Genomic DNA, 26,795 nt, shown 5'->3' with positions numbered 1-26,795 from the left:
TGCGTATTACCTCTGTCAGGCACGAGAACGTAGGCAGTGGAGTGTGAAGAGGACGTGCATGCGACGCCTGTGCCATTGGTCGTATGCGGCTGAATGCGACAAGGAGTAACATCAGTCCCCTTTTCCAAACTGGAACCGACCTGCATGCGTCCTGGTGCGACTACGCGTGACCGCTGGATCTGGATGACGTCGGCGGTACTGGTGGCGGCTACGGCCGCGCTGGAACTGGTGGTACCCCTGGGCTATGCCGTGTGGCTGGCCTATTTCATGGCCATCGGCGTCACTGTGTTCCAGCGCAGCGCCCGGGTGCCGTTCGTGGTGGCTGTCAGCGCCTGCGTGCTGCTGGCGGTGGGCTACAACGTGGCGCCGGCCAGCAACAACTCATCCTTCTCGTTCGTCAACCGGTCGATCGGTGGCGCGGCTTTCCTGATGATCGCACTCATCGCCTCGCGCGCCATCCAGGCGCGACGCGAGGCGATGCGTGCGCTGTGGCTGCAGGAGGCGGAGAACGCGGTCGCGCTCAGCCTGCGCGGTGAGCTCGGGCCGGAACAGATCGCCGAAGCGGCGGTGTCGACGCTGGCGACCCAGCTGGGTGCCGATGTCGGTGCGCTCTACCGGCTGGAAGGCGGACGCCTGCAGCTGACCGGTGGGCTGGCGTTGCCGAACGGCATCCCGGCCACGTTGGGCCTGCAGGAAGGGGTGGCAGGGCAGGTGGCCCGCGACCAGCGGGCGCGGCATCTGCAGGGGGATGAAGCGGCACCGCTGGAGCTGCAGACCAGCCTGGGGCGCGTACCTGTGCGTGAACGGATCCTTGCCCCGGTCAGCAGCGACGGCGCGATCGTGGGCGTGCTCGAGCTGGGCCGGGCGGCGGTTGGCGAACAGCGGGCGCTGGATGACGAACTGCTGGAGCGCTGCGCCGAAACGATCGGCATGGCCCTGCGTACCTCGATGCTGCGCGGGCAGCTGATGGTGCTGCTGGAGGAGTCGCAGCGCCAAGGCGAAGAACTGCAGGCACAGCAGGAAGAACTGCGCGTGGCCAACGAGGAACTGGAAGAGCAGAGCCGCAGCCTGATGCAGTCGCAGACGCATCTGGAACAGCAGCAGGCCGAGCTGGAACAGAGCAATGTGCAGCTGGAAGAGCGCACCCACGAGCTGGAGGCGCAGAAGCAGGCGCTGCTGGTGGCGCAGGGGCAGCTGGTGCGCAACAGCAATGAACTGGCGGCCACCTCGCGCTACAAGTCCGAGTTCCTGGCCAACATGTCGCACGAGCTGCGCACCCCGCTGAACAGTTCGCTGATCCTGGCCAAGCTGCTGGCCGACAACAAGGACGGCTTGCTCAGCGACGAGCAGGTCAAGTACGCCCGCGCCATCCTGTCGTCGAACAACGACCTGCTGGCGCTGATCAACGACATCCTGGACCTGTCGCGCATCGAAGCAGGGCACGTCGAACTGGCCGACGAAGTGGTGGTGGTCGACAGCGTGCTGCAGCGACTGCGCGAAACCTTCGAGCCGATGGCGCGGCAGAAGGGCCTGACGCTGCAGATCGAGTCCGATGGCCTGGCCCCCAGCCAGCTGGTGGCCGACAACCAGCGCCTGCAGCAGATCCTGAAGAACCTGCTGGCCAATGCGGTCAAGTTCACCGAGCACGGCAAGGTGAGCCTGCACGTTCGCAGCGGCGGCAATGGCCGGATCCGATTCGAAGTGGCCGACAGCGGCATCGGCATTGCACGCGACCAGCTGCAGCTGATCTTCGAAGCATTCCGCCAGGCCGATGGCAGCACCCGCCGCCGTTACGGCGGCACCGGCCTGGGCCTGTCGATCTCGCGTGACCTTGCGGTGCGCATGGGCGGTGACATCCAGGTGGACAGCGAGCCGGGCCGCGGCAGCTGCTTCATTCTCGAACTGCCGCTGCAGGGCGCGCCGGCAGCCGAGGCCGCCGCAGGCGCCGCAGCGCCGGTGCCGGTGCAGCCGGTACCCGCCACCCCCGTGGCACCAGCCCCCCTTGCCCAGCGGTCCAGTGCCGCGCCGGTGGCAGCGGTGGCCGATGACCGTGGCCGCCGCCACCATGCGGGACGCTTGATCCTGGCCGTGGAGGACGATGCGGTCTTCGCCGAAGCCCTGGTGACGCTGGCGCACGAACTTGATTTCGACTGCGTGGTGGCCACCACGGCCGAAGAGGCGCTGGCGCTGGCGGCGGACCTGCGTCCCAACGGCATCCTGCTGGACATCGGCCTGCCCGACGTTTCGGGCCTGACCGTGCTTGAACGGCTCAAGCGCAACCCCGACACCCGGCACATTCCGGTGCATGTGGTCTCGGGCATGGACCGCGGCCAGGTGGCACGCGAACTGGGCGCGATCGGCTTTGCGATCAAGCCGACCACGCGCGAGCGCCTGGTGGCTGCCATCGAACAGCTTGAACAGACCAGCCAGCGCGACGTGCGGCGCCTGCTGATCGTGGAGGACGACAACGATCTGCGCCGCAACCTGGAACTGCTGCTGGGCCGCGATCAGCTGCAGATCGCTGCTGTCGGTACGCTTGCCGCAGCGGTGGAGCAGCTGAGCACGGTCACCTTCGACTGCATGGTGATGGACCTGTCGCTGCCCGACGGCAGTGGCTACGACCTGCTCGAGCACATGGCAGGCAACGATGATGTCGGCTTCCCGCCGGTCATCGTCTACACCGGCCGTGCCCTCAGCCGCGAAGAAGAGCAGCGCCTGCGCCGCTACTCCAAGAGCATCATCATCAAGGGTGCACGCTCGCCCGAGCGCCTGCTCGACGAGGTGACGCTGTTCCTGCACAGCGTGGAGGCCAACCTGCCCAGCGACCAGCAGCGCCTGCTGCGCGAAGCGCGCCGCCGCGACACCGTGCTCGACGGACGCACCGTGCTGCTGGCCGAGGACGACGTGCGCAACATCTTCGCGCTGTCCAGCGTGCTGGAGCCGCTGGGGGTGACGCTGGAGATCGCCCGCAACGGCCAGGAGGCCGTCGACCGCCTGGCCCAGCGCGAGGTGGACCTGGTGCTGATGGACATCATGATGCCGGAGAAGGATGGCCTGCAGGCGATGCGCGAGATCCGCGCGCAGCGCCACCTGCAGGACCTGCCGATCATCGCGCTGACCGCCAAGGCCATGCCCGATGACCGTGAACGCTGCCTGCAGGCCGGTGCCAACGACTACATCGCCAAGCCCATCGACGTGGACAAGCTGGTATCGCTGTGCCGGGTCTGGTGCTCGCGGCAATGAACGAGCAGGCGCTGTTCGACCTGGAGCTGAAGGTACTGCTGGAAGCGCTGTACCAGCGCTACCACTACGACTTCCGCAGCTATGCGGTGTCCTCGCTGCGCCGTCGCGTCAGCCAGGCCATGCAGCGCTACGAGTGCGAGCGCCTGTCGGACCTGCAGCATCGGCTGCTGCACGAGCCGGAGCTGTTCGCGCAGGCGATGCAGTTCTTCACCGTGCAGGTTTCGGAGATGTTCCGTGACCCGGAGTATTTCCGGCAGATGCGCGAACAGGTGGTACCGGTGCTGCGCACCTATCCCTCGGTGAAGCTGTGGGTGGCCGGCTGCAGTACCGGCGAGGAAGTGTGGTCGCTGGCGATCCTGCTGCACGAGGAAGGCCTGCTTGAGCGCAGCATCGTCTACGCCACCGACATCAACCCCGCGGCACTGGCCACGGCTGAGGCCGGCGCCTACGGCATCGATCGCCTGGCCCAGTTCAGCCGGAACTACCTCGCCGCCGGCGGCACCGCTTCACTGTCGGACTATTACAGCACCGCTTACGACGGCGCGGTCTTCGACCGCCAGCTGCGCCGCAACGTGGTGTTTGCCGACCACAGCCTGGCTACCGACATGGTGTTTTCGGAAGTGCACCTGGTCTCGTGCCGCAACGTGCTGATCTATTTCAACCGCGACCTGCAGGATCGGGCGGTGGGCCTGTTCCGCGAAGCCCTGGTGCATCGCGGCTTCCTCGGCCTGGGCAGCAAGGAGTCGCTGCAGTTCGGTCGCCATCACGATGCCTTCGAAGCCTGTTCGCGGGAGCACCGCCTGTACCGGAAGGTGGCCTGATGGCGGCGATGTTCCGCCCTGACGTGGTGGTGATCGGCGCATCGGCCGGTGGCGTGGCCGCCCTGCAGATCGTGCTGGGTGCGTTGCCGGCCACCCTGCCGGTGCCGGTGCTGGTGGTGCTGCACCTGCCGCGCGACCGTTCCAGCCGCATCGCCGAGGTGCTGGCGCCGTACTGCACGTTGGTCCTGCGCGAAGCGGAGGACAAGCAGCCCCTGCAGGCCGGAACGGTGACGTTCGCGCCGCCGGACTACCACCTGCTGGTGGAGGACACGCAGGCCATCGCATTGTCGATGGACGAACCGGTGTTGTTCTCGCGGCCGGCCATCGATCCGCTGTTCGAATCGGCCGCGGCCGCGTTCGGCACGGGTGTGCTGGCGATCCTGCTGACCGGTGCCAGCAGCGATGGCAGCGATGGCGTGGCCGCCGTGCGCGCCGCTGGCGGCCAGGCCTGGTTGCAATGCCCCGAGGAGGCCGAGGCATCGATGATGCCGGCCTCTGCCCTGCAGCATGCCGGCGCCGACGCCGTGCTGCCCCTTGAACTGATGTGCCGCCGCCTGAAGGAGTTGTTTGCATGAACCTGCTGCCGCCGGACCCTGCCCAGTCGCAGGCGCCGGTCAACCTGCTGATCGTCGACGACGTGCCGCAGAACCTGGTGGCCATGCAGGCGCTGCTGCGCCGCGAGGGCGTCAACCTGTTGCTGGCGGACTCTGGCGCGCAGGCGCTGGAGCTGCTGCTGGAGCATGAGGTAGCGCTGGCGCTGCTGGACGTGCACATGCCGGAGATCGACGGTTTCATGCTGGCCGAGCTGATGCGCGGCTCGCAGCGCAGCCGGGATGTGCCGATCATCTTCCTGACCGCCTCGCCGGATGATCCGTTGCGGGTGTTCAAGGGCTACGAGACCGGCGCGGTGGATTTCCTGCACAAGCCGGTTGCACCGCAGGTGATCCTCAGCAAGGTCAATGTGTTCATCGAGCTCTACCAGCAGCGGCAGCTGCTGAAGGCGCGCAACGAAGCGCTGGAGCGCGCGTTGAAGCTCAACGAGACCATGGCCGCGGTGCTGACCCACGACCTGCGCACGCCGCTGTCGGCCATCCTGCTGTGCGCCGACAAGCTGTCGCTGGAACTGCCGGACGACAATGCCGGTGCGCAGCAGACACTGAGCTACCTGGAGGCCAGCACGCTGCGGATGGCACGCATGGTCGAGCAGTTGCTGGACTTCTCGCGGATCCGCAGCGGTGGCCTGCGCCTGCAGAGCAGCGTCTGTGACCTGGCCGAGGTGACGCGTGCGGTGCTGGTCGAGGCCGGTGCCGGCCATCGAACCGACCGTATCGCGCTGGATGTCCGTGGCGATTCGACGCTGCAGGGCGACATGGATCGCCTTGGGCAGATCGTCGCCAACCTGGTCGGCAACGCACTCACCCATGGCGCCGACGCGACGGTGCAGGTGCAGGTCGATGGTGGCGATGCACGGGTGGTCGCGCTGCGCGTACGCAACACCGGCCATGTCGATGAGGCGTTGCTGCCGCGCCTGTTCGAACCCTTCAAGGCCAGCTTCCACCAGAGCAACGGGCTCGGGCTGGGGCTGTACATCGTTGACCAGTTCGTGCGTGCGCATGGTGGCCAGTTGAGCGCGCGCAATGAGGCAGGGCACGTGGTGTTCGAGGCGCTGCTGCCTCGTCGATCCGATTTGCGCAGTCCGGCGGTTTCCTGAATTCTTCAGCTGGCGCGTGAGCGAACTGAGACGGGCTCGTCCGCAACTGCTACCGTGGCACCACTCTTGCAAAGGAAGCTCCATGCCACTGCGTGCCATCGCCTATGTCAGCCAGGCCAAGCCGGATCTGTCTGCCGCACGTCTGCAGACGCTGGTCGAGGATGCCGCGCGCTTCAACAAGATGGCAGGGGTGACGGGTGTGCTGCTGCATGACGGCGAACGCTTCCTGCAGTACATCGAAGGCCCGCCTGATGGCATCGATTCGGTATACGAGCGCATCCTGCAGGCCGGCAGCCATGTCGACATCGTCGAGCTGGCGCGTGGCCGGCTGGGCCAGCGCCAGTTTCCGTACTGGGCAATGCGCGGGCTGCCGGTCGACGCCGCGCTGCTGCGCCAGCTTTCCGCAGGCGACTGGTCGGGATTCGCCCGCTCGGTGAACGGTGACAGCGTCGTGCTTACGGCGGTGGATCTGTTGGCCGAGGTCGTGCGGCCGGTACTCAGCGCGGGTTGACCGCTAACGTTGCGGGGCGCAGTACGCCGCGTGCAATGCCTGCAGCACTCCCAGCGCCGGACCCTCCAGCAGCCGATAGTGCAGTGTCTGTGCCTGCCGCCGCGTTGCCACCACCTCCAGATTGCGCAGCACGGCCAGATGCTGTGACAGCGCCGATGCGCTCAGGCCAGTCAGGGCCTGCAGTTCCGGCACCGGTGCTTCGCCTTCCACCAGGCGACACAAGACGCGCAGTCGCGCCGGGTGTGCCAGCGATTTCAGCAGGGCAGCCGCTTGTGCGGCATGCGTAGCCATCGCGGCACTGTCGGTGGTGATGCTGGGCACGGCTTGACCCGGTAGTTCAGGAAAGTCTAATTTAGAGAAATCTAAATTGAAGGGCAAGCCGATGCGCGCGATGCAGAGGGGCAGGGCATGAACCTGCCATGGGCGGCAATTGCAGGCGGCGGCCTGATCGGTGCGTCGGCGGTGCTGCTGCTGGCCACGCTCGGTCGGGTGGCGGGCATCAGCGGTATCGCTGCTGGCGCCGCTGCCGCGCCGCGCGGTGATCGTGGTTGGCGCTGGGCTTTCCTGCTCGGACTGATGTCGGCGGCGTCAGCGGTGTTGAGTTGGCAGGCGGGTGCAGGACAACCACCACGCGCCTTGCTGCGCGACGCGCTGCCGGCCTGGCAATTGATCGCTGCCGGTGTCCTGGTGGGCCTGGGTACGCGGCTGGGCAACGGCTGCACCAGCGGCCACGGTGTCTGTGGCCTCGCCCGCGGATCGCGGCGATCGCTGGTGGCGGTGCTGGTGTTCATGGCCTGCGCGATGCTCACGACGTTCCTGCTACGTCACGGCGGAGGCCTGGCATGAGCCGCAGGTTGTGGGCGGCAGGTGTGGCCGGCGGCCTGTTCGGTGCCGGCCTCGCGCTGGCCGGCATGACCGATCCGCGTCGCGTGCTGGGGTTCCTCGATGTGGCTGGCGACTTCGATCCCACGCTGGCCTGGGTGCTGGCGTCGGCGCTGCTGGTCAGCGCACTGGGTCAATTCTGGCTGCGGCGGCGGCAGCGGCCATGGTGCGCCGAACGTTTCGAGCTGCCGGCGACGCAGGCTGTCGACACGCGGTTGCTGCTGGGTGCGGCGCTGTTCGGTATCGGCTGGGGCTGGGTCGGCTATTGCCCAGGGCCCGCGCTGGCCGCGTTGGCGGTGGGCGCGCGCGAAGCCCTGTGGTTCGTGCCAGCGATGGCTGCGGGTTTCTGGCTGCATGATCGCTGGCTGCGCTGAGGCTTCACGTTCGTCTCACCGTTGCGGGGTTCAGATCACCTTTCCCGGGGAACGGAGGACGACATGGCACGGATGAAATGGAAAGGTGGCGCGTTGCTGGCGGCGGCACTGGCGACGGCGGCAATGCCGGCGATGGCCTGCACGCGCGCGGTGTATCTGGGCGACAACGGCGATGTCATCACCGCCCGCTCGATGGACTGGAAAGTGGACGTGGCCACCAATCTCTACGTGTTGCCGCGTGGCATTGCGCGCACCGGAAAGGCGGGGCCGGGGTCGATCGCCTGGACTGCACGCTACGGCAGCGTGGTGGCCACCGGCTATGACATTTCCACCACCGATGGCATGAACGAGAAGGGCCTGGTCGCCAACCTGCTGTGGCTGGTCGAGTCGGAGTACCCGGCCCAGCGCAGCGGCAAGCCCGGCCTGTCCATCTCGTTGTGGGCGCAGTACGTGCTGGATAACTTCGCGACGGTGGAAGAGGCGGTGACCGCGCTGCAGCGCGAACCGTACTCGATCGTCACCGACAAGGTGCCGGGCGAGGACCGCCAGGCGACGCTGCACCTGTCGCTGTCCGACGCCACGGGTGACAGCGCGATCGTCGAATACATCGGCGGGCGCCAGGTGATCCACCATGATCGGCGCTACCAGGTGATGACCAATTCGCCGATCTTCGACCAGCAGCTGGCATTGAACAGCTACTGGCAGCAGATCGGTGGCACGGTGATGCTGCCGGGCACCAACCGTTCGGCCGACCGCTTCGCGCGGGCCTCCTTCTACATCAACGCGATTCCGAAAGCGGAAGATCCGGTGGAGGCGCTGGCCAGTGTGTTCAGCGTGATCCGCAACGTGTCGGTACCGTTCGGCATCACCACGCCGGGCGAGCCCAACATCTCGTCCACCCGCTGGCGTACGGTCGCCGACCACAAGCGGCGCCTGTATTTCTTCGAGTCGGCACTGACGCCCAACACCTTCTGGGTCGACCTGACCAAGGTCGATTTCGGCGGAAAGGTGCTCAAGCTCGATCTCGGCCGTGACCAGCGCAATACCTTCGCCGGCGATGCACTGGGCCATTTCGTGCCCAGCGCACCGTTCACCTTCCTCGGCGTCGACGGCTAGTTCGACGCCTGGCTGGAGGCCGGGTAGACCGCCTGGATCGTGCAGGCGCCGCGGCGGGTGAAGCGGGGCAGCGGCGCCACCGCGTCGCTGCGCTCGTCGAAGCTGGCGAAATCGGCCGTAACCACGCGGTCGCCGGGGTTGCCGCAGATCAGGCCGTTCTGCATGCCGGATTGGAAGCTCAATTCCGGTGAGCGGTCGAGCTGGAGGCAGTGGCTGCCCAGTTCAACACGGTAAAAGCGATGGCCGCCGCTACGCAGCGGGTTGGTTTCCACCAGCATGCCCTGCGTGTCGGACGACCAGCCGCGCACATTGCGGGTGGCGAAGCAGTACGAGGCCGAGCCGCCGAAGCCGCGACGGACGTCCTTGCGTTGGCGGATCGTCAGGGCGGGCAGGGTGGCCGTGCGCAGGCTGTCGCTGTCGCGGGCCACGCTGGCATAGTCGCGGGCCTGGACCGGGGTGACTGCACTGACGGCACAGCTGTGGCCATCGACCACAACGCGCTCGCTGGGACGACCGCAGGCCCAGCCGGCGGGTGCTTCCAGCTTCAACGTGGTGGCTGCGCGGACGCCGGGGCAATCCTCGGCGAAGTCGATGCGATAGGCTTGGCCGGAGGCGGCACGCAGCGCGATCGAGCGCGGTGATGCCTGCTCCACTTCCTGGACGCCGACAGCGTCCATGCAGTGCGGGGCCGGTGGCATGCGTTCCTGTGCCGAAGCCGTGGCGGTGAGCACCAGCGCGAGGCTGGCGGCCAGTACCATGGATGCGTGCCTGTAAGTCATGTCCTGCACTCCCTGCGTTGGATGACGGGCCGACTATAGCAGCGGTTTGCACGGCAAGTGTTACACGCGCAGACTGCTCGGATGGGCGCCATCTTCCATCTACGGCACTACGGTCAGGCCACCGGCCTGGATCGCCACGGCTATGCGCAGTGGGTGCTGCCGCTGCAGGGTGAGCTGCAGTTCGAGATGGAGGGCAGGGGCGGCCGTCTTGACCTGCTGCAGGGGGCATTCGTGGCGGCCGGCGAAGCGCACGACCAGATGGCCGAGGGTCCCAACGGTTTCGTGATTGTCGACTGCGGGCCGGGCGTGCTCGATGACGCGACCCAGGAGCACCTGTGCCGGCAGCGCTGGCTGCATCTCCCGCTGTCGCTGCGGCAGCGGCTTGCCCAGGTGCGGACAGGCCGGCCTGTGCCAGCGCTGCTGCCGGAGCTGCTGCGGGTCTTCGCGCCTGCCGGTAGTGGTGCGCGCCTGCAGGGCCTGTGCGCTGCGGTCGAGGCGATGCCGGGGCAGGCGTGGTCGGTAGCGCGCATGGCTGCCTTTGTCGGCATCAGTGAAAGCCGCCTGCATGCGGTGTTCCGGAGTGAGTTCGGGCTCAGCCCGCAGGCGTGGCTCAGTGCCAGCCGCCTGCGCTGGGCCAAGCACCAGTTGCGGGTCAGCCCGGCATCGATCAGCGATATCGCACTGGCCGCAGGGTATTCCGAGCAGAGTGCACTGACCCGTGCGCTGCGCCGCGAATGCGGGCAGACGCCGGCGGCATGGCGGCGAGCCACACCCAACGCTGCGGAAGCGAACCGGCAGTAGCCTCGGTCAAGACCGGCCGGCAAGGGGCCGCTTACACTGCGCGGCCCGTTCCTGCTGTGAACCTGCAATGCGCAACAACCCGATTGCCCTGGGCATCGCCAATGGCATCGCCGCCGGTGCGCTGTGGGGCGTGGTCTTCCTCGCGCCCGCTGTGTTGAGCACGTTCAATGCCCTGCAGCTTTCCGCCGGCCGCTATCTGGTCTATGGCCTGATCGCCGTGGTCCTGCTGCTGCCGCGCTGGAAGCGGCTGGCGCCGAAGCTCGGTCGCGCCGAGTGGATCGGCCTGTTGTGGCTGAGCCTGGCCGGCAACCTGGTGTACTTCCTGCTGTTGGCCACGGCGGTGCAGTGGGCCGGTGGCGCCGCTGCTTCGTTGATTGTCGGCCTGATTCCGGTCGTGGTCACACTGGTGGGCGTGCGCGAGCAGGGTGCGGTGCCGTTGAAGCAGCTGCTGCCGGCGCTGGCGCTGTGCGTGCTCGGCGTAGCAATGGTCGGCTGGGAGGCGCTGATGTCCGAGCATCTGGGCACGCCTTGGCGGCAACGCCTGATCGGCCTGCTGTGCGCGTTCGGTGCGTTGTTCTCGTGGGCGCTGTATTCCATCGGCAACAGCCGCTGGCTGTCGCGGCGGCCCGACCTTTCCAGCCACGATTGGTCACTGCTGACCGGCGTCACCACCGGCGGGTTGTCGCTGCTGCTGGTGCCGATGGCGTTCAGTGGACACAACGAGGCGCATACGGCTGCGCAATGGGGTGGGTTCTGGGCCATCAGCGCCGGCGTGGCGGTGGTCGCCTCGATCCTCGGCAATGCGTTCTGGAACCGGGCCAGTCGCCTGCTGCCGCTGACCCTGACCGGGCAGATGATCGTGTTCGAGACCCTGTTCGCGCTGCTGTACGCCTTCGCCTGGCAGCGGCGCTGGCCCAGCCTGCTGGAACTGCTGGCGATCGTGCTGCTGGTGGGCGGGGTGCTGTTGTGCGCGCATGCGCATCGCACGCCGCGCGCAATCACCGAACATGTCGGCTGAATCGACGCATTGAGGGCGACGATCACCTGTTGGTCTCAGTTGCAACCAAATGCCGGCACGTTGGCCGATGATCGCTGCATGGAAATATTGCGCCGCAACACTTGACAGCGGCCATCGCGGCGGTGTTTTCTGTAGGCCATGGTCCTTGATGCCGCCAACGCCCGCCTGATCGCCCCCGCTACCGCGGGCCGTTCGACTGCGCCGGTCGCCATCACCACCACCATTACCACCACCACCGTCACCACTGCCCTGGTGCGGCCCGTCGTCTTCGTGTAACTCCCGAAAACAACGGCCCCGCACCATCCAGGTGACGGGGAAACTCGACCACCTGCATGCGACGGGGCCTCCAACCGAGGTCTGCATGTCTTCCATCGCCCCCGCCCATTCGCCTGCCGTGTCCGCACTGGCCGCGCCGTCCACTGTCGTGCACAAGTTCGGCGGCACCTCGGTGGCCGACGCCGAGCGCTATCGCCATGTCGCCGGCCTGCTGCTGGCCCGCCCCGAGTCGTTGCAGGTCAGCGTGGTCTCGGCCATGAAGGGGGTTACCGATGCGCTGATTGAACTGGCGCACCTGGCAGCCCAGGGCGATGCCGGCTGGCAGGAGGCGTGGCATGCGCTGCGCGCGCGGCATCGGGGTGCCGCGGTAGCGCTGCTGGGTGAGCAGGTGGGCGATACCGTGGACTGGATCGATGCACGCTTCGACCAGTTGGCCGAGGTGCTGGCCGCGCTGGCGGTGATCGGCGAACTGCCACGCGAGGTGCTCGACCGCGTGCAGGGCCTGGGCGAAGTGTTCTCCGCACAGTTGCTCGGTACCCACCTGCGCGCGCTGGGCGAGGACTGCGCGGTGCTGGATGCACGCGATGTGCTGGTGGTCGGCCACGGCGAACTGGGCGTGGATGTCGACTGGGATGCCAGTGCCGGCCGCCTTGCCGCGTGGCGGCTGCAGCACCCGCAGTCGCGCGTGGTCGCCACCGGTTTCGTCGCCCGCGACCGCCAGGACCGCGTCACCACGCTGGGCCGCAACGGCAGTGACTACTCCGGCGCGATCTTCGCCGCACTGTTCGCCGCCGATGAACTGCATATCTGGACCGACGTCGACGGCGTGCTGTCGGCCGACCCGCGGCTGGTGCCGGAGGCCGTGCAGCTGCACGCGCTGAGCTACGACGAGGCCTGCGAGCTGGCCTATTTCGGGGCGAAAGTGGTGCATCCGCAGACGATGTCACCGGCGATCCGGCTGGGCCTGCCGATCTTCATCCGCAATACCTTCCAGCCCAGCCATCCGGGTACGCGGATCAGCGCCGAGCGCTCGCCACGTGGCCCGGTGAAAGGGCTGACGCTGAGCACGGATCTGGCCCTGCTGAACCTGGAAGGCACCGGCCTGATCGGCGTGCCGGGTACCGCCGAACGGGTGTTCGCCGCGCTGCGCCAGGCACAGGTCTCGGTGGTGATGATCTCGCAGGGCTCTTCCGAACATTCGATCTGCTGTGTTGTCCGCGCAGGCGAAGCGGCGCGTGGTCGCGATGCCGTGGTGCAGGCGTTCTCGCACGAACTGGCTGCCGGCCAGGTGCAGCGGGTGCAGGTCAGCGAGGGCGTCAGCGTGCTGGCCGCCGTCGGCGATGGCATGGCAGGTCAGCCGGGTGTGGCTGCACGGCTGTTCGAATCGCTGGGCCGGGCGCAGGTGAACATCCTGGCGATCGCGCAGGGGTCCTCCGAACGCAACATCTCGGTGGCGGTGGCAAGCGCCGACGCGACCCGCGCGCTGCGTGCCGCGCATGCCGGGTTCTGGCTGTCGCCGCAGACGTTCGCGGTGGGGGTGATCGGTCCGGGCAATGTTGGCGCTGCGCTGCTGGACCAGCTGCTGGCGGCGCGCCCGCAGTTGCTGGCCAAGGCCAATGTCGATCTGCGCCTGCGCGCGCTTGCGTCACGCTCGCGCATGCGCCTGGAGGCCGATGGCCTGCATGAAGACTGGCGCCAGGCGCTGCAGGAGGCCGGCCAGGCCAGCGATCTGGACCACTTCACCGAGCACCTGCTGGCCGCGCATCTGCCGCACGCGGTGGTGATCGACTGCAGTGGCAGTGCAGAGGTTGCCGAGCGCTATGAAGGTTGGCTGGCCGCCGGCATCCATGTGGTGACCCCGAACAAGCAGGCTGGCGCCGGTCCGCTGGCACGCTACCAGCGCATCCGCGCGGCGGCGGCGGCCAGTGGTGCGCGCTTCCGCTACGAGGCCACGGTGGGTGCCGGCCTGCCGGTGATCACCACGCTGCGTGACCTGGTGGATACCGGAGACGAAGTGCTGGCGATCGAAGGCATCTTCTCCGGCACGCTGGCCTGGCTGTTCAATCGTTTTGACGGCAGCCAGCCGTTCTCGGCACTGGTCGCGCAGGCGCGCTCGATGGGCTACACCGAGCCGGATCCGCGCGACGACCTGTCCGGTGTGGATGTTGCGCGCAAGCTGGTGATCCTGGCCCGCGAGGCCGGTCACGCGCTCAGCCTGGAGCAGGTGCAGGTGGAGAGCCTGGTGCCGGCGTTGCTGCGCGAAGGAAGCGTGGACGATTTCATGGCCCGCCTGGGTGCCTCCGATGAGGCGCTGCTGGCCCGGCTGCACGATGCCCGCCAGCGCGGTGCGGTGCTGCGCTATGTCGCGCGGCTGGGGCCGGATGGCGCGTCGGTCGGGTTGCAGGAGCTGCCGGCCGACCACGCGTTCGCCAACCTTCGGCTGACCGACAACGTGGTGCAGTTCCGTACCCGCCGCTACTGCGACAACCCGCTGGTGGTGCAGGGCCCTGGGGCGGGCCCGGAAGTCACCGCTGCCGGCGTGTTCGCCGATCTGCTGCGGGTGGCGGCCGGCGAAGGAGCGCGGCTGTGATCGCACGCGCTTTCGCACCCGCATCGGTGGCCAACGTGGCGGTCGGCTTCGACATCCTCGGCCACGCCATCGCCGGTATCGGCGATACGGTGAGCGTGCGCCGCATCGACGAACCGTTGGTGCGCATCGATGCGATCCGTGGCAGTGCGGTCGAACTGCCGCTGGATGCACCAGGCAATACCGCCGGCGCCGCGCTGATCGCACTGCGTGCAGCGCTGGGGCTGGGCTTCGGTTTCGCCATCGAGATCGACAAGGGCATTCCGTTCGGCTCCGGCATGGGCGGCTCGGCGGCCTCCTGCGTGGCCGCGCTGGTGGCAGCCAATGCGGTGCTGGACATGCCGCTGCCGCGCGAGGCGCTGTATCCGTTCGCACTGGATGGCGAAGCCGTCGCCAGCGGTGGCCGCCATGGTGACAACGTCGGCCCGCTGCTGCTGGGCGGCGTGGCGCTGTGCACGGCTGATCGCCTGGTGCCGATTCCGGTGCCGGCCAGCTGGCACAGCCTGCTGGTGCATCCGCATGCGGTGCTGGAGACCCGGCGGGCACGACAGGCGCTGCAGGGCAGCTATGCGCTGGGCGAATTCGTCGCGCAGAGTGCCCACCTGGCGCTGGTGTTGAGCGGTTGCCATCGCAGCGATGCCTCGCTGGTGCGCGCCGGCCTGCGCGATGTGCTGGTGGAACCGCGGCGGGCGGGCCTGATCGTGGGCTTCGACGCGGCACGCGATGCTGCACTGGCCGCCGGCGCGATGGGCGCGGGCATTTCCGGCGCCGGGCCCAGCGTCTTTGCCTGGTTTGAAGATGCCGACCGGGCGCGCGCGGCAGCGCAGCCGGTGCGTGCGGCGTTTGCCGCTGCCGGCTTCGACAGTGATGCCTGGATCTCGCCGCTGGATGCACCCGGAGCCTGCTTGTGCTGAATCCTTCCTCCCTACCGGATATCGACCTCATGCAATTCGTTTCGACCCGCGGCCAGTCGCCGGCCGTTGGACTCAGTGCGGCCATCGCTGCCGGTCTCGCCCCCGATGGTGGCCTGTACGTACCGGAGGTGCTGCCGGCGCCGCGCGCGCTGCAGGCCGGTACGAGCCTGGCCGATACCGCCGCTGACCTGCTGGCGCCGTTCTTCGCGGGCGATGTGCTGGCCGAGGCCTTGCCATCGATCTGCCGTGAGGCCTTCGATTTCCCCGTGCCATTGCGCGCGCTGCGCAACAGCGGTGACCATGTGCTGGAGCTGTTCCACGGGCCGACGGCGGCGTTCAAGGATATCGGCGCGCGCTTCCTCGCCGGTGTGCTGTCGCGGCTGCAGACCGGCAAGGGCCGCGATCTGACCATCGTCGTGGCCACCTCCGGTGACACCGGTGCAGCCGTAGCGGCGGCCTTCCATCGGCAGCCCGGTGTACGCGTGGTGGTGCTGTATCCCGATGGGCGGGTGTCGCCGCGACAGGCGCACCAGCTCGGCTGCTTTGGCGACAACATCCAGGCGCTGCGGGTGGCCGGTTCGTTCGATGATTGCCAGGCGATGGTGAAGCAGGCGCTGGCCGACCGCGATCTGCAGGCACAGGTGCCGCTGAGCTCCGCCAACAGCATCAGCCTGGGCCGGCTGCTGCCGCAGATGAGCTATTACGCGCACGCAGCGCTGAGCCATCATGCGCAGCATCAGCGGCGCTTGAACCTGGTGGTGCCGACTGGCAACCTCGGCAATGCGATGGCGGCAGTGCTGGCGCGCGCGCTGGGCGTGCCGATCGGGCAGATCGTGCTGGCCACCAACGCCAACGCGGTGCTGCCGCGCTATTTCAGTGGCGACCCGTACCAGCCAGCGGCCAGCATTGCGACCGTGGCCAACGCCATGGATGTCGGCGCGCCGAGCAACTTCGAGCGGCTGCGCTGGCTGTACCAGGGCGACGATGCCGAGCTGCGGGCGGCGTTCCGCGCCTTCGCAGTGGATGACGTGACCATCCGCGCGTCCATCGCCAGCGCCCATGCCAGCGACGGTGAACTGTTCTGCCCGCACACGGCCACGGCGGTGAAGGTGCTGCAGGATCTGCGCGCCGGTGGCGCCAAGGGTGACTGGGCGGTGGTTGCTACCGCGCACCCGGCGAAGTTCGAGGCGGTGGTGGAACCGTTGATCGGCGAAGCAGTGGCGGTGCCGCCGGCCTTGGATGCATTGCTGCAGCGTCCGGCACATGCCGAGCCATTGGCGGCGGACTACGCGGCATTGCGTGAGGTGTTGTTGCGTTGATGGAGGCGCCTGCGTGGTTGCCGGCCAGCGGCCGGCACTACCAGAAGCACGCATCACGGGTAGTGCCGGCCGCTGGCCGGCAAGCCGCAGAGGTCACCAATCGATCACGGGTAGTGCCGGCCGCTGGCCGGCAACCGCAGATGTCACCAATCGATCGTGGTAGTGCCGGCCGCTGGCCGGCAAGCCGATACTGATCGGGCGCTCAGCCCTGCACGTCACCGGCCAGCGTGCGCAGGCCATCCTCGTCGAGGATCTCAACCACGTTCAGATGGGGCAGGGCGATCAACCCCTGCTGGCGCAGCTTGGTGAACGTGCGGCTGACCGTCTCCATCGTCAGGCCCAGATGATCGGCGATGTCGCCGCGGCCCATCGGCAGGGAGACGCGCAGGCCATCTCCGCCCAGCTTGGCCTCGCGCGCGGCCAGGCGAAGCAGGAAATCAGCGAGTTTTTCCGCCGGTTGCAGGCGTGCCAGCGCCAGCGCGGCATCCTGTGCGGCGTCCAGCTCCTGGCAGGCGCGCTGCAGCAGCTTGCGCTCCAGGTGCGGATAGCGGGCGCGCAGGCCCTTCATCTGCGGCAGGGCAACGCGGCACACGCGGCTGTCGGCGATGGCCTCGATGTCGTAGCGATGGTGGTCGCTGCCGCTCAGGCCCAGGTAATCGCCAGGCAGCACGAAGCCATTGATCTGGCGACGGCCATCGGCAAGCGTGCGCACCAGCCGCAGCGCGCCACCGGTCAATGTATAGACATGCTGGCGCTCTTCGCCGCTGCGGGCGAGAGTGCTGCCCATCGCCAGCTGCTGCGACACGGTCACCTGTTCCAGCGCCTGCACCTCATCGGGCGACAGCGCAGAGCACACCGCCAGGTGGCGTACCGAGCAGTGCAGGCAGTCCAGCGTGGCGCAGGACGGCGCGGCGGGGTCGTTGGTGGCGGGCGGAGCGCCGGAAGGCCGGGACATGTTGCGTGGGCGTATCGCGGGCGGGGGAGGGCTTTATGATACTTCAAGCGGCCGTTGGACCCCTTATCTGCGGCTGAGCGATGCGGGGCGCTAGAATGTCGCCCCCTCCCACGTCCCCGATTCCGCAGGAGCTCCGCCCGTGATCAAGCCCCGTACCCCGCCCGGCACCCTTGAACTGCTGCCGCGCGAGCAGATTGCGTTCCAGCGCATGCTGGACGTCATCCGCCGCAACTACGAGCGCTTCGGGTTCCTGCCGGTGGAGACGCCGGTGTTCGAGCTGTCCGATGTGCTGCTGACCAAGTCCGGCGGCGAGACCGAGCGCCAGGTGTATTTCGTGCAGTCCACCGGCGCGCTGGCCAACGCTGCTGAATCCGGCGATCGTTCGCTGCCGGAGATGGCGCTGCGCTTCGACCTGACCGTGCCGCTGGCGCGTTACGTGGCCGAGCACGAACACGAGCTGACCTTCCCGTTCCGCCGTTACCAGATGCAGCGCGTGTACCGCGGCGAGCGCGCCCAGCGCGGCCGCTTCCGCGAGTTCTACCAGTGCGACATCGACGTGATCGGCAAGGACAGCCTGAGCGTGCGTTACGACGCCGAAGTGCTGGCGGTCATCCATGCGGTATTTGCCGAACTGCGCATCGGTGACTTCAGCATCCAGTTGAACAACCGCAAGCTGCTGCGCGGCTTCTTCGAAAGCCTGGGCGTGGCCGAGGGCGAACGACAGCTGGCAGTGCTGCGCGAAGTGGACAAGCTGGACAAGCGTGGCCCCGACTACGTGCGCGAGACGCTGGTGGGCGAGGGCTTCGGCATTCCGGCCGAACAGGTCGAGAAGATCCTGGCCTTCGTCGCCGTGCGTTCGCAGGGTCATGCCGATGCGCTGGCACAGCTGGCAGCGCTGGAAGACGGTGCGGGTTCCTCGGAGATCCTGCGTGCCGGCGTGGCCGAGCTGCGCGAAGTACTGCAGCTGGTGCAGGCACTGGGCGTGCCGGAAAGCGCGTACTGCCTGAACTTCTCCATTGCACGTGGCCTGGATTACTACACCGGCACGGTGTACGAGACCACGCTGACCGACCACCCGCAGATCGGGTCGATCTGTTCCGGTGGCCGTTATGAAGACCTGGCCAGCCACTACAGCAAGTCCAAGCTGCCGGGTGTGGGCATTTCCATCGGCCTGTCGCGCCTGTTCTGGCAGCTGCGCGAAGCTGGCCTGATCGAGGGCATCGAGGCCAGCAGCGTGCAGGCGCTGGTGGCGCTGATGGACGAGCAGGGCATGCCGCAGTCGCTGGACATCGCCCGCCGCCTGCGCGCCGGTGGCATCAACACCGAAGTGCAGATGGAGCCGAAGAAGATCGGCAAGCAGTTCCAGTACGCGGCCAAGGCCGGTATCCGTTTCGTGGTGCTGGCTGGCGAAGACGAGCTGGCGCGCGGCGTGGTGGCGGTGAAGGACCTGCTGCGCGAGCAGCAGTTCGAAGTCTCCCGTGATGAACTGGCCAGCACCCTGCAGGTGGAACTGGAGCAGTCGCGGGTCATGCCGTGACGCGTGCCGCTGCAGGAACACTGATGCTGTTCCTGCTGGCGGCATGCCAGAGCGATCCGGCGTTGCGCAGCACCCGGATCGGCCCTGCGAATTACCAGCTGGTGGCTGATCGCTGCCATGTGATGGATCGAGCGCAGCTTGAGCAGGATCTGCAGGCCCTTGCCAAGCGGGCGTGCCCGGGCCGGGCAGGAACGCTGCAGAACCTGCAGTCCCGTCCAAGCCGGCAGGGCAGCCTGTTCGGTGAATGCCTGCGGCGCGGCGCGCTGCAGGCAGAGGTCCGCTGCCTGCCCTGATCGAAGCCCTGTCCATTGCCGCATCCGAACGCCCACCGCCCGGTGGGCGTTTTCGTTTCCGCTGCCTGAACGGGCCTGGCGGAACCTGGCCGTGCCTTTGACGCGGCGTGCAAGAATGCGTTAATGTACTAACACGCTATTACATTGATGCAAGAGCCCCGCCCGTGAAAGCCCGCCCCGACATCGCCGCCAAAGACCCGCACGCCGACCTTGAATCTCTGGCCCAGGCCTTTGCCGCGCTGCGCGAGCCGGAGCAGGTGGTCGCCTTCCTGCGTGACCTGTGCACGCCAGCCGAGCTGGAAGCCATGGCCGACCGCTGGAAGGTGGTGCCGCTGCTGCAGCAGGGCGTGCCCTACCGCGAGATCCACGAGCGCACCGGCGTCAGCGTGACCACCACCGGACGGGTGGCACGCACGCTCGAGCATGGCCATCGAGGCTATGCCGCCGCTGTCGACCGCCTTGCTTCGCGCTGATCCGCGCCCCGTTCCAGACTTCGAGACCTCCCCCATGAGTGCAACCCAGGCAGCGCCGGCGCGAGACCGGCTGCGTATCGCCATCCAGAAGAGTGGCCGGCTGGCCGAGCCCGCCCGCAACCTGCTCAGTGCCTGTGGCCTGAGCTGGCGCGAGAGCCGCGACAAGTTGTTCTGCTACGGCGAATCGCTGCCGGTGGACCTGTTGCTGGTGCGCGACGACGACATTCCCGGCCTGATCGCCGATGGCGTCTGCGACCTGGGTATCGTCGGCCGCAATGAACTGGACGAACAGGCGGCCGCGCGTCGCCAGATCGGCCTGGCCGATGCCTACCAGGCATTGCGGGGGCTGGGCTTTGGCCAGTGCCGCTTGATGCTGGCGGTGCCGGAAGACTGGCAATGGCAGGGGCCGGCACAACTGGCCGGTACCCGCATCGCCACCAGCTACCCGGCGATCCTCAAGCAGTGGCTGACCGCGCAGGGCGTGGATGCACAGGTGGTGGAACTGTCCGGCTCGGTGGAGATCGCGCCGCGCCTGGGCACCGCCGACCTGATCTGCGACCTGGTCTCCAGCGGCGCCACGCTGCGTGCCAACCAGCTCACCCCGGTACACAACCTGCTCGACAGCGAAGCCGTGCTGGCCGGTGCGGTACGCGTTCCCGATGATGCGCGCGGCGCGCTGCGCAGCATGCTGCTGCGCCGCCTGGACGGTGTGGTGCAGCGGCAGGACCGCAAACTGCTGATGTTCCGCGCCAGCGAGGACCGCGTCGACGCGTTGTCGCAGCTGCTGGCCGATGCCGAACCGTTGGTGCGTTTGCCTGCCGATGGCGGTGCATTGCGCCTGCAGACCATGTGCCCCGGTCCATTGACCTGGCAGCGCATGGAAGAACTGGAGCGCGCCGGCGCCCAGGGCCTGATGGTACTGAGCGTGGAGCGGTCGCTGGCATGAATCGTCTGATCTGGTCGCAACTTGACGAGGCCGCACGCAGCGCGGCGCTGACCCGCCCGGTGCAGACCGTGGCGCAGCAGACCCGTGATGCGGTGGCCGCGCTGATCGCGCAGGTGCGCACGCAGGGCGACGCCGCGCTGCGCGCGATCACCGCGCGCTTCGATGGCGTGGATCTGCAGGATTTCGAAGTTTCCGCAGCCGAGTTCGCAGCTGCCGATGCCGTGGTGCCGGCCGAGCTGCGCCAGGCCATGGTGGAAGCGGCCGAACGCATCACCCGCTTCCACGCGGCCGGCATGGGCCAAGGCTATACGGTGGAAACCGCGCCGGGCGTGGTCTGCGAGCGCATGCTGCGGCCGATCGGCCGGGTTGGGCTGTACGTGCCGGCCGGTAGTGCGCCACTGCCGTCCACCGCGCTGATGCTGGGCGTGCCGGCGCAGTTGGCCGCTTGCCCACAGGTGGTGCTGTGCACCCCGCCGCGTGCCGACGGTACGGCCGATCCTGCGGTGCTGGTGGCCGCGCGCCTGACCGGTGTGCAACGCGTGTTCAAGCTGGGTGGTGCGCAGGCGATCGCGGCGATGGCCTATGGCACCGAAAGCATCCCGGCCAGCGACAAGCTGTTCGGGCCGGGCAACAGTTTCGTCACCGAAGCCAAGCAGCAGGTGGCACAGGACGGTGCCGCCGCCATCGACATGCCGGCCGGTCCCTCGGAAGTGCTGGTGATCGCCGATGCCGGTGCCAACCCTGCATTCGTTGCCGCCGACCTGCTGTCGCAGGCCGAGCACGGCCCGGATTCACAGGTGCTGCTGCTGACCGATGACGCGGCGATGCTGGCCGCCGTCGAGGCCGAAGTTGAACGCCAGGTGGCCCTGCTGCCGCGGCAGGATATCGCCCGCCAGGCCCTGTCGGCATCGCAGTTGATCCAGGTGGATTCGCTGGCCGATGCGTTTGCGATCAGCAACCGCTACGCCCCCGAACACCTGATCCTGGCCCTGCGCGAACCGCGCGCGTGGCTGGACAAGGTGCAGGCGGCCGGTTCGGTGTTCCTCGGCGACTACACGCCGGAAGCACTGGGTGACTACTGCAGCGGCACCAACCACGTGCTGCCCACCGCCGGTGCTGCGCGCGCCTACAGTGGCGTCAGCGTGGCCAGCTTCCAGAACCTGATCAGCGTACAGAGCGCGACCGCCGCTGGCCTGGCCGCGATCGGTGGCTGCGCGCGCATCATCGCCAGCGCCGAAGGACTGGATGCGCACGAACGTGCGGTGGCACTGCGCATGGAGGTGGCCGCATGAGCGCGGATATCGACGGCGTGCTGGCCCTGGTACGGCCGGACCTGCAGGCCTTTGCCGGCTACAGTTCGGCGCGCAGCAGCGCTGTGCAGGGCGAGGTGTGGTTGAACGCGAACGAATCGGCGTGGGCCAATCCGGCAGACGCCGCCGGGGGCAGCCGCCGCTACCCGGAGCCGCAGCCGGCTGCGCTGCGTGATGCGCTGGCGTCGCTGTACGGCGTGCAGCCGCAACAGCTGCTGGTAGGCCGTGGCAGCGACGAGGCGATCGATCTGCTGGTCCGCGCCCTGTGCGTGCCGGGCCGCGATGGCGTGCTGGTGACGCCGCCGGTATTCGGCATGTACGCAGTCTGTGCGCGGTTGCAGGGTGCGCCGTTGATCGAGGTGCCGCTGATTGACGATGGTGAGGGCCTGCGCACGGACCTGGACGCGGTTATCGCTGTGGCCCAGGGGCAGGGCGCCAAGCTCGTTTTCCTGTGCGCGCCGTCCAATCCTGCCGGCAGCGATATTCCGCTGCCCGAGATCGAAAGGGTGGCTCGTGCCCTGCGCGGGCAGGCGCTGGTGGTGGTGGACGAGGCCTATGTCGAGTACGCGCAGCGCGCTTCGGCGACCACGCTGCTTGCCGCGCACGCCAACCTGGCGGTGCTGCGCACGTTGTCCAAGGCGCACGCACTGGCCGCCGCGCGTATCGGCACCTTGATCGCCGCGCCGGAACTGATTGCCGTGCTGCGCCGATGCCAGGCGCCGTACCCGGTGCCGACGCCGTGCGCCGAGCTGGCCGTGCAGGCGCTGCAGCCGGCCGCGCTTGCGCGCACCGCTGAGCGGGTAGCCACGGTCATCACCGAGCGCGAGCGCCTGCACCACGACCTGCAGGGCCTGCCTGGCATCGGCCGGGTATACGCCTCGGCCGGCAACTACCTGCTGGTCCGCTTTGCCGATGCGCAGGCGGCGTTCGACGCGCTGCTTGCTGCCGGCGTGGTGGTGCGCGACCAGCGCGCCGCACCGCAGCTGGGCGATGCACTGCGTATCAGCATCGGCAGCCCCGAAGAGAACGACCGCGTGCTTGCGGCCCTGTCGGCACGGAGGGCCGCGGCATGACGCCGATCCTGTTCATCGACCGCGACGGCACCCTCATCGAGGAGCCAGCGGATTTCCAGATCGACGCCTACGAGAAGCTGCGTTTCGTGCCGCAGGTGATCCCGGCGCTGCTGAAGCTGCGCGATGCCGGCTACCAGTTCGTGATCGTCACCAACCAGGATGGCCTCGGCAGCGAGAGCTACCCGCGCGCCAGCTTCGATGGCCCGAATGACCTGATGCTGCAGATCTTCGAAAGCCAGGGCATCGTCTTCCGTGACGTGCTGGTCGACTGCAGCTGGCCGCACGACAACGCGCCGACGCGCAAGCCGGGCATTGGCCTGATGACGGACTACCTGCAAGACCGCAGCATCGACTGGGCGCGCTCGGGCATGGTGGGCGACCGCATCACCGACCTGCAGTTCGCCGACAACCTCAACATCCGTGGTTTCCAGCTGCGCACCGAACAGTTCGGCGGCGAGTGGGACTGGCCGGGCATCGCCCACGCACTGGCCGATGCACCACGCACGGCAGTGGTCCAGCGCAATACCAAGGAGACGAAGATCCGCGTCGAACTGGATCTGGATCGTGCCGGCGATGCGCACATCCACACCGGCCTGCCGTTCTTCGACCACATGCTGGAGCAGATCGGCAAACACGGCGGTTTCGCCCTGGACATCCGCGCCGAGGGCGACCTGCACATCGACGAGCACCACACCATCGAAGACACCGGCCTTGCACTGGGCCAGGCCCTGCGCGAGGCGCTGGGCGACAAGCGCGGCATCGGCCGTTACGGCTTCACCCTGCCGATGGATGAAACCCTGGCCAGCGCTGCGCTGGATTTCAGTGGCCGCCCGTATTTCGTGTTTGAAGGCGAGTTCAAGCGCGAGCGCGTGGGCGACATGCCGACCGAGCTGGTCCCGCACTTCTTCCGTTCGCTGTGCGATGCCAGCGGGCTGAACCTCAACCTGCAGGTGCGTGGCGACAACGACCACCACAAGGTTGAAGCCTGCTTCAAGGCCCTGGCACGTGCACTGCGGCCGGCACTGGCGCGGCAGGGCACCGCCTTGCCGACCACCAAGGGGGCGCTGTGAGCGAGGTCGTGCTGATCGATGCCGGCGGTGCCAACCTGGGTTCGGTGCGCTACGCATTGGAACGGCTTGGTGCGACGGTGAAGCTGGTCCGCGATGCCGAAGGCCTGGCAGGCGCGCAACGGGTGATCCTGCCCGGCGTCGGCGCGGCCGGCCCCGGCATGCAGCGCCTGCATGCGCAGGGCCTGGTCGAGCCGCTGCGCCAGCTGCAGGTGCCCTTGATGGGCATCTGCCTGGGCATGCAGCTGTTGTTTGACCGCTCCGAAGAGGCCGGCGTGGATACGCTGGGATTGATCCCCGGCGTGGTGCGCAAGCTGGTGCCGGCCTGTGGCATCCGCGTGCCGCACATGGGCTGGAACCGGCTGCTGCCGCTGCGCCCGTCGCTGCTGCTGCAGGGGGTTCCCGAGCGCGCCAGCGCGTACTTCGTGCACAGCTATGCCGCGCCGCTGAACAGCCATACCGTCGCCGCCTGTGATCACGGCGGCCTGTTCACCGCCGTGGTCGAGCAGGGCCGCTACTTCGGCGCCCAGTTCCATCCCGAGCGGTCCGGCGATACCGGTTCGCTGATGCTGCGCAATTTCCTCGAGGGCACCGCTGCATGAGTTTCATCGTCTACCCCGCACTGGATATCCGCGACGGCCGCGTCGTGCGGCTGCGCCAGGGCGACTACGCGCAGGAAACCCACTATGGCGACGACCCGCTGCCGCGTGCGCAGGCATTCGCCGCACAGGGCGCACAGTGGATGCACCTGGTCGATCTGGATGCCGCACGTGCCGGTGGCTACACGTTGGCGCCGCTGTTGGCCGCGATCCGTGCGCAGACCCCGCTGCAGGTGCAGACCGGTGGCGGCGTGCGTGGCCGTGACGACGTGGCACGCATCCTCGATGCCGGCGCCAGCCGCGTGGTGATCGGCTCACTGGCGGTGCGCGAGCCGGCGCAGGTGATCGGCTGGCTGGGCGAGTTCGGCCCGGAGCGGCTGACCATCGCCCTCGATGCACGGCAGGACGCGCAAGGGCAATGGCAGCTGCCGGTGCATGGCTGGACCGAGAACGCGGGGGTGACCCTGGATGCGCTGGCCGAGCGCTATGCACAGGCCGGCATGCGTCACCTGTTGTGCACCGACATCGCCCGCGATGGCATGCTCGCCGGGCCCAACATCAGCCTGTACCAGCACCTCGCAGCGTTGCTGCCGGGCGTGGCGGTACAGGCGTCAGGCGGTATCCGTGATGTGGCCGACGTGGCTGCGGCACAGGCCGCCGGTTGTGGCGGCGCGATCCTCGGCAAGGCATTGCTGGAACAGCGCATGGACCTGGCGGAGGCGCTGGCATGCTGAGCCGCCGCATCATTCCGTGCCTGGACGTGCGCGATGGCCGCGTGGTCAAGGGCGTGCGTTTCCGCGATCACGTCGACATGGGGGACATCGCCGAACTGGCGCAGCGCTATCGCGACCAGGGCGCCGACGAGCTGGTGTTCTATGACATCGGCGCCAGCCCGGAGGCACGGTCGGTGGACGTGGCCTGGATCGAGCGCATCGCGCGCCTGATCGATATCCCGTTCTGCGTGGCCGGCGGCATCGACAGCGTAGAGACCGCGCGTCGCGTGCTGTTCGCCGGTGCGGACAAGATCTCGATCAACTCACCCGCGCTGGGCCGCCCGGAACTGATCACCGAACTGGCCGAAGAATTCGGCGTGCAGTGCGTGGTGGTCGGTGTCGACTCGGTACGCGAGGACGACGGCCAGTGGCGCGTGCGCCGTTTCAGCGGCGACCCGGACAAAACCCAGGCAGTGCCGCTGCGCACGCTGGACTGGATCGTCGAGGCGCAGCGCCGGGGTGCCGGCGAGATCGTGCTGAACTGCATGGACAGCGATGGCGTGCGCCGTGGCTATGACGTCGAGCAGCTGCGCCAGGCACGTGCGCTGTGCCAGGTGCCCCTCATCGCATCGGGCGGTGCCGGTACGATGGAGCACTTCGCCCAGGCCTTTGACCAGGCCGACGTTGACGGTGCGCTGGCGGCCAGCGTATTCCACAGTGGCGCCATCGCCATTGCCGACTTGAAGCGCTACCTGCGCGAGCAGCAGATCGAGGTGCGGGATGTCTATTGATGTGCGGCCGTCGCCGCAGGCGCTGGAAACGCTGGACTGGGACAAGGGCGATGGGCTGCTGCCGGCCGTTGTGCAGGACGCCGACACCCTGCAGGTGCTGATGCTGGGCTACGTCAGCGCCGAGTCGCTGGCAGCGACGCTGGCCATCGGCCACATGACCTTCTTCAGCCGCAGCAAGCAGCGTCTTTGGACCAAGGGCGAGCAGTCCGGCAATGTGCTGGCGGTGCAGTCGATCAGCGTCGATTGCGATGCCGATACGCTGCTGGTGCTGGCGCGCCCGGCAGGCCCGACCTGCCACACCGGCGCGGAAAGCTGCTTCGACGGCGCGCCGAAGGACTTCCTCGGTGGCCTGGACCAGCTGGTCGCCGTGCGTGAGGCGCTGCGCCCCTCCGGCAGCTATACGACGTCCCTGTTCGAAGGCGGCATCCGCCGCATCGCGCAGAAGGTGGGCGAGGAAGGCGTGGAGACGGCGCTGGCCGCGGTGGCGCAGGACGATGAGGCCTTGCTGGGCGAGGCGTCGGATCTGCTGTACCACCTGCTGGTGCTGCTGCGCGCGCGCGGGCTGTCGCTGGAAGATGCCCGCGACGTGCTGGAAAAGCGCCATCGTTAGAGGTGCGGTAGCGCCGGCCGCTGGCCGGCAACCCGATGATCGTGGGACGCCTGGTGGAATGCCGGCCAGCGACCGG

The 26,795-nt window shown here is 68.1% G+C and carries 28 protein-coding genes; 25 read left to right on the top strand and 3 right to left on the bottom strand.

All coding sequences use genetic code 11. The annotated features are described in order from the left end of the window. The first annotated feature begins 144 nt into the window (after window positions 1-144). From J2X70_RS03880 to J2X70_RS03860, 5 genes are all read left to right on the top strand, one after another. The gene (locus tag J2X70_RS03880) at window positions 145-3,243 is read left to right on the top strand and encodes a response regulator (RefSeq protein WP_218789204.1); all 3,099 of its coding nucleotides are present in this window, start codon (window positions 145-147) and stop codon (window positions 3,241-3,243) included. Continuing rightward, entirely contained in the window at window positions 3,240-4,064 is an 825-nt protein-coding gene (locus J2X70_RS03875) for a CheR family methyltransferase (protein WP_309909026.1), read from the top strand. The genes J2X70_RS03880 and J2X70_RS03875 overlap by 4 nt, the downstream gene beginning before the upstream one ends. Continuing rightward, window positions 4,064-4,639 (top strand): chemotaxis protein CheB, encoded by a 576-nt coding sequence (locus J2X70_RS03870; protein ID WP_105163956.1) that lies wholly within the window; start codon window positions 4,064-4,066, stop codon window positions 4,637-4,639. Before J2X70_RS03875 ends, J2X70_RS03870 begins: the two co-directional genes overlap by 1 nt. Next, entirely contained in the window at window positions 4,636-5,775 is a 1,140-nt protein-coding gene (locus J2X70_RS03865) for a hybrid sensor histidine kinase/response regulator (RefSeq protein WP_032976087.1), read from the top strand. Before J2X70_RS03870 ends, J2X70_RS03865 begins: the two co-directional genes overlap by 4 nt. Before the next feature lie 82 nt (window positions 5,776-5,857). Continuing rightward, window positions 5,858-6,286 carry a BLUF domain-containing protein gene (locus J2X70_RS03860; RefSeq protein WP_033830961.1) on the top strand — a complete coding sequence of 143 codons (429 nt, stop codon included), beginning with the start codon at window positions 5,858-5,860 and terminating at the stop codon, window positions 6,284-6,286. A 3-nt stretch (window positions 6,287-6,289) separates the two neighbouring features. Here the strand turns inward: J2X70_RS03860 and J2X70_RS03855 are convergent, their stop codons facing one another. After that, window positions 6,290-6,577, bottom strand: coding sequence for a metalloregulator ArsR/SmtB family transcription factor (locus J2X70_RS03855; RefSeq protein ID WP_033832118.1), 288 nt, complete (start codon window positions 6,575-6,577; stop codon window positions 6,290-6,292). 117 nt (window positions 6,578-6,694) lie between these two features. Here J2X70_RS03855 and J2X70_RS03850 point away from each other — a divergent pair, with 117 nt between their 5' ends. The 3 genes from J2X70_RS03850 to J2X70_RS03840 all read left to right on the top strand — a co-directional run bounded on the left by J2X70_RS03850 (window position 6,695) and on the right by J2X70_RS03840 (window position 8,658). Beyond that, entirely contained in the window at window positions 6,695-7,132 is a 438-nt protein-coding gene (locus J2X70_RS03850; protein ID WP_309909021.1) for a YeeE/YedE family protein, read from the top strand. Beyond that, window positions 7,129-7,542 carry a DUF6691 family protein gene (locus J2X70_RS03845; RefSeq protein ID WP_080148960.1) on the top strand — a complete coding sequence of 138 codons (414 nt, stop codon included), beginning with the start codon at window positions 7,129-7,131 and terminating at the stop codon, window positions 7,540-7,542. Before J2X70_RS03850 ends, J2X70_RS03845 begins: the two co-directional genes overlap by 4 nt. 63 nt (window positions 7,543-7,605) lie before the next feature. Beyond that, on the top strand, window positions 7,606-8,658 hold the full coding sequence (locus J2X70_RS03840) for a linear amide C-N hydrolase (protein ID WP_080148958.1): 1,053 nt from the start codon (window positions 7,606-7,608) through the stop codon (window positions 8,656-8,658). On the opposite strand, the gene J2X70_RS03835 is transcribed toward J2X70_RS03840, so the two are convergent. Then, a complete protein-coding gene (locus J2X70_RS03835; protein WP_032976084.1) occupies window positions 8,655-9,437 on the bottom strand; it encodes a DUF6491 family protein in 783 nt (260 codons plus the stop codon). The genes J2X70_RS03840 and J2X70_RS03835 overlap by 4 nt on opposite strands. A gap of 81 nt (window positions 9,438-9,518) precedes the next feature. Between J2X70_RS03835 and J2X70_RS03830 the strand changes: the two genes are divergently transcribed. The 6 genes from J2X70_RS03830 (at window position 9,519) to thrC (ending at window position 16,352) form a co-directional block, all read left to right on the top strand. Then, window positions 9,519-10,238, top strand: a complete 720-nt coding sequence (locus J2X70_RS03830; protein ID WP_099783807.1) for an AraC family transcriptional regulator — start codon at window positions 9,519-9,521, stop codon at window positions 10,236-10,238. A 67-nt stretch (window positions 10,239-10,305) separates the two neighbouring features. Continuing rightward, window positions 10,306-11,256 (top strand): DMT family transporter, encoded by a 951-nt coding sequence (locus J2X70_RS03825; RefSeq protein ID WP_309909018.1) that lies wholly within the window; start codon window positions 10,306-10,308, stop codon window positions 11,254-11,256. 138 nt (window positions 11,257-11,394) lie between these two features. Continuing rightward, window positions 11,395-11,532, top strand: coding sequence for a hypothetical protein (locus tag J2X70_RS03820; protein WP_164745120.1), 138 nt, complete (start codon window positions 11,395-11,397; stop codon window positions 11,530-11,532). 85 nt (window positions 11,533-11,617) lie between these two features. Further along, window positions 11,618-14,122 (top strand): bifunctional aspartate kinase/homoserine dehydrogenase I, encoded by a 2,505-nt coding sequence (thrA, locus tag J2X70_RS03815; protein ID WP_309909016.1) that lies wholly within the window; start codon window positions 11,618-11,620, stop codon window positions 14,120-14,122. Next, a complete protein-coding gene (locus J2X70_RS03810; protein ID WP_032976078.1) occupies window positions 14,119-15,033 on the top strand; it encodes a homoserine kinase in 915 nt (304 codons plus the stop codon). Before thrA ends, J2X70_RS03810 begins: the two co-directional genes overlap by 4 nt. A 29-nt stretch (window positions 15,034-15,062) precedes the next feature. Next, on the top strand, window positions 15,063-16,352 hold the full coding sequence (thrC, locus tag J2X70_RS03805; protein WP_309909013.1) for a threonine synthase: 1,290 nt from the start codon (window positions 15,063-15,065) through the stop codon (window positions 16,350-16,352). 202 nt (window positions 16,353-16,554) lie between these two features. Here thrC and J2X70_RS03800 read toward each other — a convergent pair whose 3' ends face one another. Then, window positions 16,555-17,307 (bottom strand): helix-turn-helix domain-containing protein, encoded by a 753-nt coding sequence (locus tag J2X70_RS03800; protein WP_033830968.1) that lies wholly within the window; start codon window positions 17,305-17,307, stop codon window positions 16,555-16,557. A gap of 139 nt (window positions 17,308-17,446) precedes the next feature. On the opposite strand from J2X70_RS03800, the gene hisS reads away from it, so the two are divergent. From hisS to hisIE, 11 genes are all read left to right on the top strand, one after another. Then, window positions 17,447-18,844, top strand: coding sequence for a histidine--tRNA ligase (gene hisS / locus J2X70_RS03795; protein WP_025874842.1), 1,398 nt, complete (start codon window positions 17,447-17,449; stop codon window positions 18,842-18,844). 23 nt (window positions 18,845-18,867) lie between these two features. Continuing rightward, entirely contained in the window at window positions 18,868-19,137 is a 270-nt protein-coding gene (locus J2X70_RS03790) for a hypothetical protein (protein ID WP_309909010.1), read from the top strand. 164 nt (window positions 19,138-19,301) lie between these two features. Next, window positions 19,302-19,610 carry a YerC/YecD family TrpR-related protein gene (locus J2X70_RS03785; protein ID WP_282280152.1) on the top strand — a complete coding sequence of 103 codons (309 nt, stop codon included), beginning with the start codon at window positions 19,302-19,304 and terminating at the stop codon, window positions 19,608-19,610. Between the two features lie 34 nt (window positions 19,611-19,644). Then, window positions 19,645-20,556, top strand: coding sequence for an ATP phosphoribosyltransferase (hisG, locus tag J2X70_RS03780; RefSeq protein ID WP_309909007.1), 912 nt, complete (start codon window positions 19,645-19,647; stop codon window positions 20,554-20,556). Continuing rightward, the gene (gene hisD, locus J2X70_RS03775) at window positions 20,553-21,848 is read left to right on the top strand and encodes a histidinol dehydrogenase (RefSeq protein ID WP_309909005.1); all 1,296 of its coding nucleotides are present in this window, start codon (window positions 20,553-20,555) and stop codon (window positions 21,846-21,848) included. The genes hisG and hisD overlap by 4 nt, the downstream gene beginning before the upstream one ends. Continuing rightward, window positions 21,845-22,939, top strand: coding sequence for a histidinol-phosphate transaminase (gene hisC, locus J2X70_RS03770; RefSeq protein ID WP_309909003.1), 1,095 nt, complete (start codon window positions 21,845-21,847; stop codon window positions 22,937-22,939). The genes hisD and hisC overlap by 4 nt, the downstream gene beginning before the upstream one ends. Further along, window positions 22,936-24,009 carry a bifunctional histidinol-phosphatase/imidazoleglycerol-phosphate dehydratase HisB gene (hisB, locus tag J2X70_RS03765; RefSeq protein WP_309909001.1) on the top strand — a complete coding sequence of 358 codons (1,074 nt, stop codon included), beginning with the start codon at window positions 22,936-22,938 and terminating at the stop codon, window positions 24,007-24,009. Before hisC ends, hisB begins: the two co-directional genes overlap by 4 nt. Beyond that, the gene (gene hisH / locus J2X70_RS03760; RefSeq protein ID WP_025874829.1) at window positions 24,006-24,608 is read left to right on the top strand and encodes an imidazole glycerol phosphate synthase subunit HisH; all 603 of its coding nucleotides are present in this window, start codon (window positions 24,006-24,008) and stop codon (window positions 24,606-24,608) included. Before hisB ends, hisH begins: the two co-directional genes overlap by 4 nt. Further along, complete coding sequence (gene hisA / locus J2X70_RS03755; protein WP_134832459.1) at window positions 24,605-25,339, top strand: 1-(5-phosphoribosyl)-5-[(5-phosphoribosylamino)methylideneamino]imidazole-4-carboxamide isomerase; 735 nt, start codon at window positions 24,605-24,607, stop codon at window positions 25,337-25,339. The genes hisH and hisA overlap by 4 nt, the downstream gene beginning before the upstream one ends. Beyond that, complete coding sequence (hisF, locus tag J2X70_RS03750; protein WP_049464459.1) at window positions 25,333-26,109, top strand: imidazole glycerol phosphate synthase subunit HisF; 777 nt, start codon at window positions 25,333-25,335, stop codon at window positions 26,107-26,109. Before hisA ends, hisF begins: the two co-directional genes overlap by 7 nt. After that, a complete protein-coding gene (hisIE, locus tag J2X70_RS03745) occupies window positions 26,099-26,719 on the top strand; it encodes a bifunctional phosphoribosyl-AMP cyclohydrolase/phosphoribosyl-ATP diphosphatase HisIE (protein ID WP_025874822.1) in 621 nt (206 codons plus the stop codon). Before hisF ends, hisIE begins: the two co-directional genes overlap by 11 nt. Window positions 26,720-26,795 lie beyond the last annotated feature (76 nt).

The sequence above is a fragment of the Stenotrophomonas sp. 1337 genome (assembly GCF_031455455.1).
In the GTDB taxonomy this organism is placed as follows: Bacteria; Pseudomonadota; Gammaproteobacteria; order Xanthomonadales; family Xanthomonadaceae; genus Stenotrophomonas; species Stenotrophomonas indicatrix.
This window is presented reverse-complemented; position numbering and strand designations above follow the sequence as displayed.

Bases quoted from the DNA above. Each gene is read 5' to 3' on its own strand.
- J2X70_RS03880 (WP_218789204.1), top strand. From the start codon at position 145: ATGCGTCCTGGTGCGACTACGCGTGACCGCTGGATCTGGATGACGTCG.
- J2X70_RS03875 (WP_309909026.1), top strand. From the start codon at position 3,240: ATGAACGAGCAGGCGCTGTTCGACCTGGAGCTGAAGGTACTGCTGGAA.
- J2X70_RS03870 (WP_105163956.1), top strand. From the start codon at position 4,064: ATGGCGGCGATGTTCCGCCCTGACGTGGTGGTGATCGGCGCATCGGCC.
- J2X70_RS03865 (WP_032976087.1), top strand. From the start codon at position 4,636: ATGAACCTGCTGCCGCCGGACCCTGCCCAGTCGCAGGCGCCGGTCAAC.
- J2X70_RS03860 (WP_033830961.1), top strand. From the start codon at position 5,858: ATGCCACTGCGTGCCATCGCCTATGTCAGCCAGGCCAAGCCGGATCTG.
- J2X70_RS03855 (WP_033832118.1), bottom strand. From the start codon at position 6,577: ATGGCTACGCATGCCGCACAAGCGGCTGCCCTGCTGAAATCGCTGGCA.
- J2X70_RS03850 (WP_309909021.1), top strand. From the start codon at position 6,695: ATGAACCTGCCATGGGCGGCAATTGCAGGCGGCGGCCTGATCGGTGCG.
- J2X70_RS03845 (WP_080148960.1), top strand. From the start codon at position 7,129: ATGAGCCGCAGGTTGTGGGCGGCAGGTGTGGCCGGCGGCCTGTTCGGT.
- J2X70_RS03840 (WP_080148958.1), top strand. From the start codon at position 7,606: ATGGCACGGATGAAATGGAAAGGTGGCGCGTTGCTGGCGGCGGCACTG.
- J2X70_RS03835 (WP_032976084.1), bottom strand. From the start codon at position 9,437: ATGACTTACAGGCACGCATCCATGGTACTGGCCGCCAGCCTCGCGCTG.
- J2X70_RS03830 (WP_099783807.1), top strand. From the start codon at position 9,519: ATGGGCGCCATCTTCCATCTACGGCACTACGGTCAGGCCACCGGCCTG.
- J2X70_RS03825 (WP_309909018.1), top strand. From the start codon at position 10,306: ATGCGCAACAACCCGATTGCCCTGGGCATCGCCAATGGCATCGCCGCC.
- J2X70_RS03820 (WP_164745120.1), top strand. From the start codon at position 11,395: ATGGTCCTTGATGCCGCCAACGCCCGCCTGATCGCCCCCGCTACCGCG.
- thrA (WP_309909016.1), top strand. From the start codon at position 11,618: ATGTCTTCCATCGCCCCCGCCCATTCGCCTGCCGTGTCCGCACTGGCC.
- thrC (WP_309909013.1), top strand. From the start codon at position 15,063: ATGCAATTCGTTTCGACCCGCGGCCAGTCGCCGGCCGTTGGACTCAGT.
- J2X70_RS03800 (WP_033830968.1), bottom strand. From the start codon at position 17,307: ATGTCCCGGCCTTCCGGCGCTCCGCCCGCCACCAACGACCCCGCCGCG.
- J2X70_RS03790 (WP_309909010.1), top strand. From the start codon at position 18,868: ATGCTGTTCCTGCTGGCGGCATGCCAGAGCGATCCGGCGTTGCGCAGC.
- hisG (WP_309909007.1), top strand. From the start codon at position 19,645: ATGAGTGCAACCCAGGCAGCGCCGGCGCGAGACCGGCTGCGTATCGCC.
- hisD (WP_309909005.1), top strand. From the start codon at position 20,553: ATGAATCGTCTGATCTGGTCGCAACTTGACGAGGCCGCACGCAGCGCG.
- hisC (WP_309909003.1), top strand. From the start codon at position 21,845: ATGAGCGCGGATATCGACGGCGTGCTGGCCCTGGTACGGCCGGACCTG.
- hisB (WP_309909001.1), top strand. From the start codon at position 22,936: ATGACGCCGATCCTGTTCATCGACCGCGACGGCACCCTCATCGAGGAG.
- hisA (WP_134832459.1), top strand. From the start codon at position 24,605: ATGAGTTTCATCGTCTACCCCGCACTGGATATCCGCGACGGCCGCGTC.
- hisF (WP_049464459.1), top strand. From the start codon at position 25,333: ATGCTGAGCCGCCGCATCATTCCGTGCCTGGACGTGCGCGATGGCCGC.
- hisIE (WP_025874822.1), top strand. From the start codon at position 26,099: ATGTCTATTGATGTGCGGCCGTCGCCGCAGGCGCTGGAAACGCTGGAC.